We start from the raw sequence: 14,105 nt of genomic DNA on the forward strand, positions 1-14,105 counted from the left end.
TTTTATTATCCTTAATCAATGCACCACTGGCGTACCTTCTGTACTAAATGCAAAGCCTTTATTGCTAAAATTACCAATCATCACCGCCTCAATGACAGGCTTGACCGTCTCGTCTATCCCTTCGACTTCGATGATAAAGTTGGCGCCCGATCCGCCTTTATCCTCTTCTTTTTCGACGATATAATTGAGCGTGGCCATTGCTGGAAGCTCAATCGGTTTGTTTAAATAGGATTTTATAAAGGTTCCATCAGTGCCATAGTAGTCAATTTTATTGATATACAGTGATTTTTTTAGCGTGGTATTGCGTACACTCAAAGTCGCTGATAGCAAGACTTTACGATTGTCTCTATCGGTATAAATGTCAGAATAAATGGGCACATAAAAGGTTTGTTTATAGGCAAACTGGCTACGATCAACCGCTGTTGTCATCTCCAGCTCTTGAATGGGGTCTTGATGTTTTTCTGAATACAACACGTTCGGGTCTTGCGGCGTCGGGTCACAGCCTGACAACAATGCCATCGTCGCAAGCAACAAGATGGATATAGTGCGCTTACTCATAAGTTTCCCCTTTGCCTTTTCATGTCATGGCTGTTGCAAATGTTTATTTGATGTTTACACCGACACTACGCAGAAACTCGTTGATATGCTTGTTAGCACCGTAGATGACCAATACGTCTTTATCTTGCAATACTTGCTCAGGCGCAGCCAAACCTTTAATACTAGGCTTACTTTGCGTACGACCAAAGCTGTCTTCATAATACTCATAGCGCAGGGTACTAAGCAATCGAATATTGAACTTTTGCTCCAATTGCAAGTCATCAACGGTCTGACCAATCAACGACTTAGGAATGCTAATCTCTACCATACTGAAATGATCACTCAGCTCAAACGAGTCGACGAAATAACGTAGCGACAGCCGTTTGGCCCAGCGATTGGCCGCCTCTTTTTCAGGATGAATCAAATCATCAACGCCGATAGCTTGCAACACTTTTTCGTGCAGTGGATTAATACTACGGCTGATCAAACGTTTTGCTTTTAGGGTTTTAAATAATGCAGTCGCCATGACGTTTGCGCCTTGGTCTTCACCGATTGCGACAATAACGATATCGGTGTCGACAATCGGTAAACCATTGACGGTATATTCATCCGTGGCATCCATACAGATGGTATGAGAGATGACTTCCTTATACGCCTCAACCTTTTGCATGCTGCTGTCAATGGCAATCACTTCGTGCCCCTGACGGGTCAACGCCATGCCTAGCGATGAGCCAAAGTTCCCTAACCCTACGATGATATATTTCATAACCTTATTAACCTTTTTCAGTATTTTTTAATGATGAAATGGCTTATTTACGACCATTTAATTGATCGTGATTTCTTCAGTTGGATAGCGATAATTGCGCTGGCGTCTATTTTTAAGTAGGGCAATAAAGATGGTCAACATGCTGACACGCCCAACAAACATAATGACTGACACCACTATTTTGCTAAAATCTGATAACTCTGTCGTCAAATTCAAACTTAATCCCACCGTGCTGTAAGCTGAAAAACACTCAAAAACCACCTTGATTAAATCAAGCTCTGGTTGATCATAGCTGATGAGCGTCACGCCCATACCGATGACCAATAAAGACAGCCACATAATAGAAAATGCACGGCGAATCGAGATGTCAGCAATCTGCCGCTTAAAGACCTCAACATTGGTCTGACCACGTGCCAAACTCAAAGTGTTTAACAAGGCAATCGCAAACGTACTGGTTTTGATACCACCGCCCGTCGAGTTTGGCGAGGCACCAATCCACATCAAAAATATCGTCAACATAATCGTGGGAAACGCGAGTTCACCCATGTCGATGGTATTAAATCCTGCGGTTCGCGGCGTGGCAGCAGTAAACAGCCCTGTGACAAGCTTACCGAAAAAACTGCGATGGTCTGCCAGCACATTGTTATATTCAAATATCATCACACCGATGAGACCTACCAACAATAAAGCGCCCGTCGTAATCAAGGTTATGCGGCTATTAATATTAAGCAACCATGGTCGATAAATATAACGCTGATCATGGCGATAGATCAGGCGCTCGGCACGATCACGTAAATAACGCAGCACATTGACCACAATGACAAAACCCATGCCGCCAAAGATAAAGGTCGTAGCGATAATCAGTTGTAATGGGTAATTAAAACGTAGCGCGTCATCATACATGCCAGCGCTAAATGTAGAAAATCCAGCATTACAGAACGCAGAAATCGCATGGAAAACAGAGAAGAATAACTGCTCAGACCAATCCATATCTGGTATGTCATAAATACTGATATAAATGAGTGCCGCAGCCACTGCCTCAACGGCAAATGTCACATATAGGATGGACTTGAGGGTCGATACCACATCACCCATGCCGCGCATGTAAGACATCTCACTGATGCTCGCCTGCGTCTCATAACTGACACCGCCCTTAAAGAAATAACTAAAATACGTCACAAAAGTCAAAATACCCAAGCCGCCGATCTGTATCAGCCCCATGATAATGACTTGCCCAAAAGTCGTGAAATAAGTCGCCGTATCTACCACGATGAGACCAGTCACACAGACAGCACTGGTCGCGGTAAAGAGCGCATCAATGAAAGACAGCGGCTGCGTCGTTGCATTGGGCATCATCAGTAGCAATGCACCGACCAATACCAATGACAGGAAGCTTAAGATAAAAAACTGTGCAGGGTTTAGAAAGGTACGATTGAGATTAAAATCGTGGTCAGATATTTCACGAATAAAGGTCACAAAGACAGCAATTTTGATGGCAACGAAGCCATCAACAGCGACCGACATCCCAGAACGCACCAAATCAGTGAAATGCGCTACCAGTAAAATGACAATCGCGATACTGGTCAGTAAGTCAAAGACCGCAACTTTATTTAGAGTCAGCGGCTTTTTGCTATAGAGGTAACGCCCTGCCGTCACAACAAAGCCTAAAAAAATAATCGCCAGATAAAAAATATGGAAAACCTGTTGTAGCCACATCGGCAGCGTGAAACCACTGTCTAATAAAGCAATGGCTACGCCGATAATACTAATGACAATCGTGACATTATTTAACAATCGATAACGCTTGGCTGCATGCATCGCCCTAATCCATGATAGGAATAACCACGATATTTATACTCCTTTTTTGTGTTACTCACAAAAACTGATTTTAGATAATCGTAACCAATTATGATGCCCTGTTGAACGCTCATACCTAGCCATACTGATTGCTAAGATGGCTGTAGATAAATTATAGATTGGCAGTGACGGTAATATTTACGTTTTAACGAGGTTTTGTGAGGTTGGATTAGATAAAAAATGATCACTGTGAGGGTCGCTTAATGACATTTTTAAATAGTAGCATTTCTATATAGCGACATTTTTACATGGCTACATTTTTGGATAGTTGCAGTGCAAACATATGCTCTAGTAGGTTCATTAGTCTATAGGTTGGCGTATTTATGAGCGCTATATCCCAATAATCATATTTACGTAGTTTCTGTCGATGTGGTCGCCATTTTCACCCCGCCCCATGTCACCAAACCAACGCCCAGTGCGATCAATGAAGCACCCAGAAACAACCCTTCTGGCGGCACCTCACCCTGCAGAAAAATGGCCACTGGCACACCGACAACTGCGCCGACCGATCCTAATAAACTTAATAAAACAGGACCGCCAGTTTTTTGTAGTAAAAACAACAATAAGAATTGACCTGCAAATACGGCGGCTTGTATGCCAATCAAACCTAGCAGCACCCAGTCTAGTGGCATATTCACTGAAAAATTAGGCAATACACTAAATGACAGCAGCAACAGCGAAGCCGCTATTAGCATACCTGGCGCGAGTGCACTAGGCGACGCTTTATCAGGCCAGCGTAAGGTACGATATATATTACCAATAGCCAGTAATACTGGCCCGCAAAGCGCGATCAAAATCCAAAAAACACTGGCATCGGGTGCTGTAAACTTACGCGCTGCCAATACTCCTGCGCCAAGAAGCGCCGCGGCCACACCCAAAGCGCGGACGATATTAAATCGCTCCATCCGCAGTGCCAATGCGCCAAGATAAGTCAACAATGGTGGAAGCGAGATAATGAGCGCGACGAAACCTGCACCCACATGTGGGATAGCCGAAAACAGTAGTAAATTAGAACCTGCAACACTGATGAGCGCGGCCACAAAATAGTATTCAAAGCTACGCGCATTTAAGGGAGGTAATTCGTGCCGTATGAAGGCAACGATCAATAAAATAGCAGCAGCGCCCGTGATGGACCAAAAGAGAAATGCCAGTGGTGTAATACCTATCTCACTAGCATATTTTGCCAAATTGGTAGAAATACCAATCAGACCTCCTCCGCCTAACAAGCAAGCAAAAGGGAGGAGCCATGTGCTGGTGTTGCGAGAAGCTTGCTGTTCTAAAGACTCACTCATCAACTATCCTATTGGTAGCGACGCTGATGACGATAGCTCATCAGACAAACCTAAATCTAAACCTTGTACTGCCTTATTTGCTGCGTCGATAGCACCAGCAATATAACCAGGAAACGCCTCTGACCATTCGCTTGCGCTACCCGTTAGGCAGTTTTGCCATGCACCTGTATTCGGCTTAGCGGTAGGTGCTACGGCATGTTGACCTGCGCCACTGGCATCAGCAGGCGTCGCGGTCAATGAATCTTGCGCCCAGTCTTTCAGATACTCAGCCGTTGGCGTCTCTGCCTGTGCACCAAATAAACGTACCAACTGCGCTCGGGAATGGGCTTTTAGCTCCATTTCTGAGACGCTTTGACGGACGTAAGCAGGAACGCCAAAGAAGCCAAACAATGCACCTTCGCCCTCTACCAAGGACGCATCATGAATCTCAGTAAGTGGCCCTATTGCACTTCTCGCTGACCCTGATAATCCTTGATTGCGCCAAAATGGCGAATCATAAACCGCCACATATTTGGCATGTGGCGCCATCCATGTCGCGGTCTCTTGCCATTCTTTTATCAATGGCTGTGGTAAAGCAGGTTCAAACTTGATGTTATTCGCCGCCAAACGAGGCGGTAGCGCAAGGAGCACATGTTGCGCTTGATAAGTAGTTATTTGACCAGCTGTCATCTGTTCAGCGCTGCATTCGCTCTCTATGCTGATACAGCGCTCAGTCTTGGTTACATGCTTTACAATTTGCCCCGTGATAATGCGCGCAGGATTTAAGCGCGCATACAGAGCATCAATGAGCGCTGCCATACCACCGACGAGACGCATAGACGGTGGCGAGCTTTGATAGCCTTGGGTACGGATAGGTAACTTATCGGCGGCACGTTCAACCATCATATCACCGTCCTCGAACTGCGCAAAACGTGGTAAACTCAACATTTCAATAAGGCTGCTCAACTGCGGCTGATACTCTGGCCAAAACCACGATGGCCCTAAGTCGAAGCCATCGTTTGATTTTTCATTATCGACACTTTGTCTACTAGCATTCTGATCTACTGATGATTTCGCAACAGCGATGCGCCCGCCCAATCTATCGCGAGCCTCTAACAGGATATAATCGATGCCTTTTTGTTCCAATAAAAACGCCGCATACAACCCACTCAAACCACCGCCAACTATCACCACAGGTTTGTATTGCATATCGGATCACCCTATTTATAGTCGGTTCAATATAATTTGGATACAAGGAAGCCGAGTGAAAGTACTACAATTAGTAGGCTAAGCGAGACTAACACCGTACTCAATTTATAGAGGATTGATTATAGTTGAGATTCTTCAGCCAACAACTTGGTCAGCAGCTCGTCTATCTCAACCTTAAACTCTTTATCCTCAATCTTATTAGCCGTAATTTTGGCATTCTGTAGGTTTAGGATAGCCGCTTCTTTGTTACCTGTCTCAAGCTGTAGTACCGCCATAGAAAAAGCAATCGACGACAGATGATCTTTTGAATTGATCGCAGTCGCTTTGGCTAAGGCCTTGTCATAAATAACTAAGGCTTCGTCTAAATCTTCGGTAAAGTCAGCCAATGTTTCCCACTGTTCTGGATGGTCTTTATCGGTATTTTCATTATCATTACAAATGGCTTCTAATTCGGCATAAAATCCATCAAATGCTGCTTGATTGCCTATACGATCAGCTTCCAATAACTCTTCAGCTAAGGTATAAATTGCTTTATAAATTTTGGTATTAATCATTGCTCATAACCTTTTATGAATTAGGATCTATGGTACTTGTTTTTCAGCCAAGAGTACTTGGCGAATATTACTTGGTAAACAGTGCTTAGCTGGGATTATAACGCAATTCCACCAGCTAAGAGGATTGGCACAAAAAAAGGATGCGATAGTCGATATCACACCCTTTTTATTCATCAAACTACTAATTGTTTTTTATCTGCCTAAAAGCTCATTATCTTGGTGGTTTGATCGACCATTAACGCCCCGATGGCAGCAGGATCAGCAGCACTCACGCCGTCAATCAGTGCCGACTGGTCAATACCCTTACTCGGTAGATAAAGTGCACAAACCTCAACCTTAGTATTGGTATTCTTCATGACCATTTGCATCAAACCCTGTGGACTCATATTTTTAGGCGGTTGTGCTGTGGTCACACTTTTGGGTGCGTCACGGAGCGCCATATCACCGGCTGGACCGCAGAGCAATACTCGAGTATTGGCACCTTGCTGCGCGGATTGCATAGTTAGCACCATCGACATGAGCTGCACTTGAGCATCGTCTGATGTCACATTTATCAACACCGATGGCGTCGGTTTTTTATTCTCTGGAATGACGTCACTCTTTTGTGACATGGCATTGGTCGCTGTACAGCCAACCATCAGTGAGGCGGCGCTTATAGCAAGTGCAGTAGCAACTATCCGTTTCATCATCTTCTCCATTTATCAACAATCATTAAAATCATCGTTATTAAACTATACACTAAAATATATTAATAAAAGGTATAATATTATTTATGATAAGAAAGTTATGATAAGAAATACAATCTGTGGCGTGTCCTCATTTTGAGAAGAAAAGAATACAGCACTGCGATCAACTCAGTTCGCGCCAGTGCAGCCACAACCGCGTATCAAGCTCAAACTGATGATACTCAGGCTCCATATGACAGCATAATTGATAAAAAGCTTTATTATGCTCATGCTCTTTAAAATGCGCCAATTCATGCACGACAATCATGCGCAAAAACTCAGGCGGCGCTTCTTGAAACAAACTCGCCACGGTGATGCTGTTGTGGGATTTTAGCTTACTGCCCTGTATGCGAGACTGGGTGGTATGAATACCTAGCGCATGTTTGAGGACCGTTAATTTACTGCTATAGCTGACATTCGATAGCTGTCCCACTTTGCGCATATATTGGTTTTTTATCTCATTGATATACTGATAAAGCGCCTTATCACTTTTTATTTGGTGCTGAGTGGGATACTTTTTTTCTAGATATGCGCCCAATTTACCATCGCTAATCAGCAATGCCGCTTGGGTTTGAACTTGCTCAGAATAATGAGCGATGTACTTTAATGTGGTCACAAACTTATCCTTTGCTAATATTTCGAAACTGATAATCCGAAACGCATCTTTATATATTTTACCCTATATCTACTTATTTTATTTTTCATAAAACAACCCCATAAGCTGCATTCAACTTATGGGGTTATTTCTTACCATATTTTTACTTAAGTGTTTTTACTTAAATATTCAGGACGTGTTGATAAATCAATTAACGCTCTAAATGTAGATACTGCAAATGGCGCTCGTACTGATTTAAGATATCGACCAACACTTGCTCTTTGGAGTAACCTACCAAGTCATACTCTTGTGAGCCTTCGCTCAAGAACACTTCGGCACGATAATAGTACTCTGCATTCTTAGTTGACGTGCTCAAAGTAAAGTTAGGACGCTCCGCTTTAATCAAATTCACTTCATAAATAAAGTCATCTTCATCGCCATGTCCAACTCGCAATTTTAGACCATCTATTTGACCGCTACTTTCATCCATGCCTTCATCTATATCTTGTCCGATATGTTCAGGGTTACGGATGTCCAAAGAGGTTTTTAGACCGCCTGCAGCAAATTCTTTTTCAACTTCCGTCATGGCAGGTCTAACCACATTTTGTAAAAAGCGTTCAACTTGTGCATGTCTAGGGAAACTGACAATGCGTTGCAAGCGTGCTTTCCAGCTCTTACCACTATCCAGCACATTAGCCGTACCAATCGTACTGGCCTTACGTTTATTACCTTCCTCTTTTAGCGACTTCCACATTGACATCATATAGAGCACAAGGATAAGCGAGAATGGCAAACCAGCAATCACAGATACTGACTGCAATGAGGCAAAGCCACCAGCGAATAATAATCCCAAAGTGATAAGACCTGTTGCTGCTGCCCAAAACAGACGCAACCAAACCGGGGCATCGGTGTCATTAGTCATGCCACGTGAGCTCAAATTCGCTAATACTAAAGCGCCTGAGTCCGCTGAAGTCACAAAGAATACTAAACCAATGACCACACCAGCGAATGATAAAACGTCACTGTAAGGAAAATACTCAAACAAGGCAAACATACCCATCGCGGCATCATTGACGGCGATTTCGCCAAGCTCAGTTGCCCCATTAGCAACCAAGTCTATCGCCGAATTACCAAAGATAGAGAACCAGGCAAAAATGAAACCCAGCGGAATAAACATCACGCCAAAGACAAACTCACGTAAGGTACGACCACGGCTAATACGCGCGATAAATAGACCAACAAATGGTGCCCAAGCGACCCACCATGCCCAGAAAAATATCGTCCAGCCTGATTTCCAATCGGCACCAGCAGTACCGTCATAGGCATATACATCGAAAGTTTTAAAGAGAATGGTTTGGAAATATTGACCAATATTTTGGGTAAAGGTATTCAGCAAATACACTGTATTACCCATCACCAATATGGCGATTAATAGCAATATCGACGATAGCATATTAAATTCAGATAAACGGCGTACGCCTTTTTCAACACCCGTCATCGCAGAGATAGCCGCAGCAACAACCACCCCTAAGATAATCAGGCTCTGTACCATTTTGCTAGACTCGATACCGAAAACATGAGTCAAACCCGCATTGGCCTGCAATACCCCAATGCCTAAGCTGGTGGCGATACCCATTAAGGTGCAAACAACACCAAAGGTATCAATGCCATCGCCAAGCCAGCCCTTAATTAAACGCTCACCAAAGATAGGCGTCAGTGGTGAACGCAGTGCCAATGGCATGTTTTTACGATACGCAAAATACGCCAGTGCCATACCGATTAAGGCATAAATACCCCAACCGTGTAGACCCCAATGTAAAAAGGTTTGCGCAAGTGCTTCGCGCATGGCTTCTGCACTGGCAGGCTCCAGCCCCGTATGCGGCGTTAAATAATGCATCAATGGCTCAGAGGCACCAAAAAACAGTAAATCAATACCGATACCCGCAGAGAACAGCATCGCGGCCCATGCTAGGAAAGGAAACTGGGCTTTTTCGTGATCTTGCCCAAGCTTGATATCGCCGTATTTAGAAAAACCAACAAATAGTGCAAATATACTATAAGCGGCAACCACCAGCATGTAATACCAGCCAAAACTCTCTGATACCCATGCCATGCTTGAGCTTAACAATGTCTCACTATAATCTGGAAACGCAATCGTCCAGATAATTAATAAAATAGAAATAATAGCTGAACCTAAAAAAACCGTCTTGTTTAGAGTCAGGGGTTTCGTCGCATCTTTTGATGGCGAGCTGTACATAAAAGACCTCAATAGGTAAATTAAACAGGGTCTGATATTGATTTGTCCGTCATAACTTGATGACTGTATGACGCACAAAGCAGTACCAATAAATGAAAATTGCGATGTAAATAAAAATTTAAATGACAATCAAAGGCAGCCACAACAGTATTAAAAATATTTAATACGTTAGCGCTGATGAAAAAGACCTTTGCGTGGAAAGGTCTTCTTATTGAAATTGCTTATATATTTCATTGCCTAATAGCTCATATAGCTCTTTAGACAGTAGAGCGGTAAGCGCGCATCGGCTCAGTTCTAAGCGGTGCACCATTGGCAACGTAATAGTCTACCGTCGAGCGTGGCAACTGCTTGCCGCGCATCTTATCGACGATTTTTTCGGCAAGCATAATGGTGGTGGCGTTTAAATTACCACTGATGATATTTGGCATAATCGATGCATCAACGACGCGCAAGCCATCGATGCCGTGTACGAGTCCTTCGCCATTGACGACTGAATCATTACCTTCACCCATCGCACAGGTACACGACGGATGATAAGCCGTTTCGCTATGATTACGGACATATTCGTCTAGCTGTGCGTCGGTCACTAGATCATCCGTTGGCGCAATGGCGCGACCACGATAAGGATCGAGCGCTGGCTGATGCATAATTTCACGGGTGATACGCATTGCCGCACGGAACTCGTGCCAGTCTTGGTCGTGAGACATATAGTTAAACAAGATGCTCGGATGCACGCTTGGGTCTTTTGAGGTCAGCTTGACGCGACCACGACTTGGCGAGCGCAATGAGCCCACGTGCGCTTGGAAACTGTGCGACTTCACTGCACTACGACCATCGTAGCGCACTGCTAATGGCAAGAAGTGGTACTGGATATTAGGATGGGTAAACTTCTCATCGGTACGAATAAAACCGCCACCTTCAAACTGATTTGAGGCGCCAAGTCCTGTGCCATTAAATAACCATTCGGCACCAATGGCTGGCTTATTCCACCATTTATTGGCAGGCGCAATCGACACTGGCAGCTTACATTCGTACTGCATATACAGCTCTAAATGGTCTTGTAGATTATTACCAACACCCGGTAAATCTAAAATCTCATTGACACCCAAATCTTTGAGCCATTGACCAGAACCAATACCAGAGCGCTGCAATAATTGCGGCGAGGCAATCGCACCTGATGAAACAATCACCTCACGAGACGCGTAGAAATTCTTGGTTTGACCTTGATGTTCTACCTTAACGCCGACAGCGCGCTTGCCATCGAACAAAATCACGTCAGTCAATGCACCCGTTAAAATGGTGATATTGCTACGCGGTTTGGCACGGTCGAGATAACCGCGAGCAGTCGAAGCGCGGCGACCATTAGGCGTGACAAAGCGGTCCATCGGCCCAAAACCTTCTTGCTGATAGCCGTTTAAATCATCGGTACTTGGATAGCCTGCTTGCACGCCTGCTTCGATCATCGCTTGGAACAGCGGATTGACCCCTGGTTTTGAAGTGGTCATCTCGACAGGACCACCGACGCCATGATAGTCATTTTCACCAGCATCGCGATTCTCTAGCTTTTTGAAATACGGCAAGCAGTCCAAATAGGTCCAATCTTCTAAACCTTTGATTTTCGCCCAATCGTCAAAATCCAAGGCATTACCACGGATATAACACATCCCATTAATCAGTGATGAGCCACCTAACCCTTTACCGCGACCACAATCCATGACGCGGTTATTCATATAGGGTTCAGGATCGGTTTTATAACCCCAGTTATAAGTAGTACCTTGCAACGGCATAGCGAGCGCTGCTGGCATCTGCGTGCGAAAGTCTAAGCGGTGGTCTGGGCGACCCGCTTCTAACAGCAACACCTTAATGTTGGCATCTTCGGTCAAGCGGGTGGCCAGCACATTTCCTGCTGAACCTGCGCCGACGATGATGTAGTCATATTCAGGTGTGGTTGATGTCATAAAACGCTCCATAATATTAAAAAATCCATCATTTCATATCAGTAAGGCGGTGCCAAAAGGACAAATTAGTCCTAATAATTCAGCCTTACCGTTTTAAAAATTTCACAGCAAAAGTGATTAAAATACCGATTCAAACTTACCAAGCTCTACTTGGATAGACTTGGTCTGCGTATAATGCTCAAGGGCTTCAATGCCGTTTTCGCGGCCGATACCTGAGTGCTTATAACCGCCCACTGGCATTTGTGCAGCCGACTCGCCCCACGTATTTAACCAGCAAATACCCGCTTCAATCTGTGCAATCACGCGATGCGCTCGGGTCAAGTCAGCAGTCACGACTCCTGCAGCCAAACCATACTCGGTATCATTGGCACGGCGAATCACTTCTTCTTCAGTCTCATAAGTCAATATCGACATCACGGGACCAAAGATTTCCTCACGTACTATAGTCATATCGTCGCTGCAATCGGTAAATACGGTTGGTGCGACAAAGGCGCCATTGGCAAGTGTGCCTGACGTGATACGGTCGCCGCCTGTTAGCAGTCGTGCACCACTCGCTTTACCTTGCTCGATATAGCTAAGCACTCTTTCCATATGTGGGAAGCTGACCAATGGACCCATGTTGATGTTCTCATCCATCGGATCGCCCAATTTAATACGCTCGACACGCAATAATATGGCTTCTTCAAACTTAGCTTGTAAGGCTTTAGGGATAAACACACGCGTGCCATTGGTACAGACCTGACCACTGCTATAGAAGTTCGCCATCATCGCGATATCAGCGGCGGTATCGATATCCGCATCATCAAATATAATCAAGGGCGACTTACCGCCAAGCTCCAAGGTTACGTCTTTCAGCGACGAAGATGCGGCACTCGCCATCACTTTTTTACCCGTTGGTACACCACCGGTAAATGAGACTTTGGCGATATCAGGATGCTGTGTTAACGCTTCGCCGACTTTATAATCGCCTTGCACAACGTTAAAGACGCCATCTGGCAGACCCGCTTCTGTCAATATTTCCGCTAACTTTAATGCAGTCAATGGCGTGACTTCAGAAGGTTTAAAAATCATCGCATTCCCAGTGGCTAAAGCTGGTGCTGCTTTCCACATCGCGATTTGAATCGGATAGTTCCACGCGCCGATACCTGCGACGACGCCGAGCGGCTCGCGGCGAGTATAGACAAAGCTAGTATCACGCAATGGAATCTGACGACCTTCAATCATCGGCGCAAGCCCTGCGTAATACTCAACGACATCAGCACCAGTCACGATATCGACATATTTGGTTTCAGAGAGCGCTTTGCCCGTGTCTTTAGTTTCAAGTAACGCGAGTACATCGTTGCGCTCACGTAATATCGCAACCGCCTTTAGCAAAATACGACTGCGCTCAACCGCCGTCATCGCCGCCCAAACCTTTTGACCTTTTTGTGCCGCTTTTACCGCTTCATTAATCTGTTCACTGGTCGTTTGCTGAACGGTAGTTAACACTTCACCCGTGGCTGGATTGATGTCTTCAAAAGTAGCAAGCGATTCGTCGATTGCTAAGTAACGACCATTAATATAAGCAGTTTGAACCTTCTCTAAATCAATGATGTCTGTTAAGTTGCTTAGGTGTGTTTTTGAATCTGTCATGCGGTGCTCCTATTAACGACTGGCAAAAGCCTTATAAACAAGCTAATGCTAAATAATGTCGTCATGGGTTAAATGTTTAAAATAAATTTATAGTGGCTATTACTACAAGCCTGACTTTCAATGCTTTTTTAATAAAAAAGCTGCTTTGATCAATCATTTAAGAACAGTATTTTATTCATTCTCAGGTTGCGTCATTTTTATCAAACGCTTATGAATAGAGGTTTTATCTGAGATACTAATCCCCGAAAAATCAGAGAGCCAAATACCATCAGCCACCAGACGTACCATACATAAGGTTTCGGTATTGTCGGTTGCTTGATGTTTCTTTAATTGCGCATTTGCCCACTTGGCCCACAACTCACGTAACTCGCTATCGCCTAGCATCAATGCATATAAGGTTGCTTGACTATCGAGCTCTTCCTGCCCTTTTTCGCCTAAGCTAATCGTGGCATTGATATAGGCACGAGTAAAAGAGCCATAACGCACAGGGTCTTCTGCCATGGCTTGATTGACTTCTGCCTCAAATTTTGCCATCGCATCATGAAACACTTCAAGGATGAGTGCATTTTTAGTGGTGAAATGATGCATCACCCCGCCTTTGGTCACCCCGACCGCATCAGCGACCGCCTGAAAGGTCACTTTTGATAAGCCCTGCTCTAACGTGATTCGCGCTGCCTGATCTAGTAGCGCACGACGGACAACTTCGGGCTGTTTTTTACGTTTGTAAGCGTTTTCCATTTCCAT

Annotated in this window: 12 protein-coding genes; all 12 read right to left on the minus strand. The window is 44.5% G+C overall.

All coding sequences use genetic code 11. The features are described 5' to 3' along the window. Nucleotides 1-15 precede the first annotated feature (15 nt). Nucleotides 16-558 (minus strand): DUF3124 domain-containing protein, encoded by a 543-nt coding sequence (locus ACT3S4_RS01850; protein WP_444760302.1) that lies wholly within the window; start codon nucleotides 556-558, stop codon nucleotides 16-18. 43 nt (nucleotides 559-601) lie between these two features. Continuing rightward, entirely contained in the window at nucleotides 602-1,303 is a 702-nt protein-coding gene (locus ACT3S4_RS01855; RefSeq protein WP_443215413.1) for an NAD-binding protein, read from the minus strand. Between the two features lie 57 nt (nucleotides 1,304-1,360). Further along, nucleotides 1,361-3,121: a TrkH family potassium uptake protein gene (locus ACT3S4_RS01860; RefSeq protein ID WP_201605047.1), complete on the minus strand. Its 1,761-nt coding sequence runs from the start codon at nucleotides 3,119-3,121 to the stop codon at nucleotides 1,361-1,363. Nucleotides 3,122-3,510: 389 nt separating this feature from the next. Beyond that, entirely contained in the window at nucleotides 3,511-4,452 is a 942-nt protein-coding gene (locus ACT3S4_RS01865) for a DMT family transporter (RefSeq protein WP_444760303.1), read from the minus strand. Between the two features lie 3 nt (nucleotides 4,453-4,455). Then, nucleotides 4,456-5,640, minus strand: coding sequence for a flavin monoamine oxidase family protein (locus ACT3S4_RS01870; protein WP_444760304.1), 1,185 nt, complete (start codon nucleotides 5,638-5,640; stop codon nucleotides 4,456-4,458). 119 nt (nucleotides 5,641-5,759) lie between these two features. Beyond that, complete coding sequence (locus ACT3S4_RS01875) at nucleotides 5,760-6,194, minus strand: tetratricopeptide repeat protein (protein WP_444760305.1); 435 nt, start codon at nucleotides 6,192-6,194, stop codon at nucleotides 5,760-5,762. 200 nt (nucleotides 6,195-6,394) lie between these two features. After that, on the minus strand, nucleotides 6,395-6,880 hold the full coding sequence (locus ACT3S4_RS01880) for a hypothetical protein (RefSeq protein ID WP_444760306.1): 486 nt from the start codon (nucleotides 6,878-6,880) through the stop codon (nucleotides 6,395-6,397). 163 nt (nucleotides 6,881-7,043) lie between these two features. Beyond that, entirely contained in the window at nucleotides 7,044-7,535 is a 492-nt protein-coding gene (locus tag ACT3S4_RS01885) for a M48 metallopeptidase family protein (RefSeq protein WP_045447188.1), read from the minus strand. A gap of 190 nt (nucleotides 7,536-7,725) precedes the next feature. Further along, nucleotides 7,726-9,771, minus strand: a complete 2,046-nt coding sequence (gene betT, locus ACT3S4_RS01890) for a choline BCCT transporter BetT (RefSeq protein ID WP_444760307.1) — start codon at nucleotides 9,769-9,771, stop codon at nucleotides 7,726-7,728. A gap of 257 nt (nucleotides 9,772-10,028) precedes the next feature. Beyond that, entirely contained in the window at nucleotides 10,029-11,729 is a 1,701-nt protein-coding gene (gene betA / locus ACT3S4_RS01895) for a choline dehydrogenase (RefSeq protein ID WP_109589630.1), read from the minus strand. 117 nt (nucleotides 11,730-11,846) lie between these two features. Next, nucleotides 11,847-13,361 (minus strand): betaine-aldehyde dehydrogenase, encoded by a 1,515-nt coding sequence (gene betB / locus ACT3S4_RS01900; protein WP_109589371.1) that lies wholly within the window; start codon nucleotides 13,359-13,361, stop codon nucleotides 11,847-11,849. Nucleotides 13,362-13,532: 171 nt separating this feature from the next. Continuing rightward, nucleotides 13,533-14,105 carry a TetR/AcrR family transcriptional regulator gene (locus tag ACT3S4_RS01905; RefSeq protein WP_109589373.1) on the minus strand — a complete coding sequence of 191 codons (573 nt, stop codon included), beginning with the start codon at nucleotides 14,103-14,105 and terminating at the stop codon, nucleotides 13,533-13,535.

Source organism: Psychrobacter sp. AOP30-A2-5, assembly GCF_052378115.1.
Taxonomy (GTDB): Bacteria; Pseudomonadota; Gammaproteobacteria; order Pseudomonadales; family Moraxellaceae; genus Psychrobacter.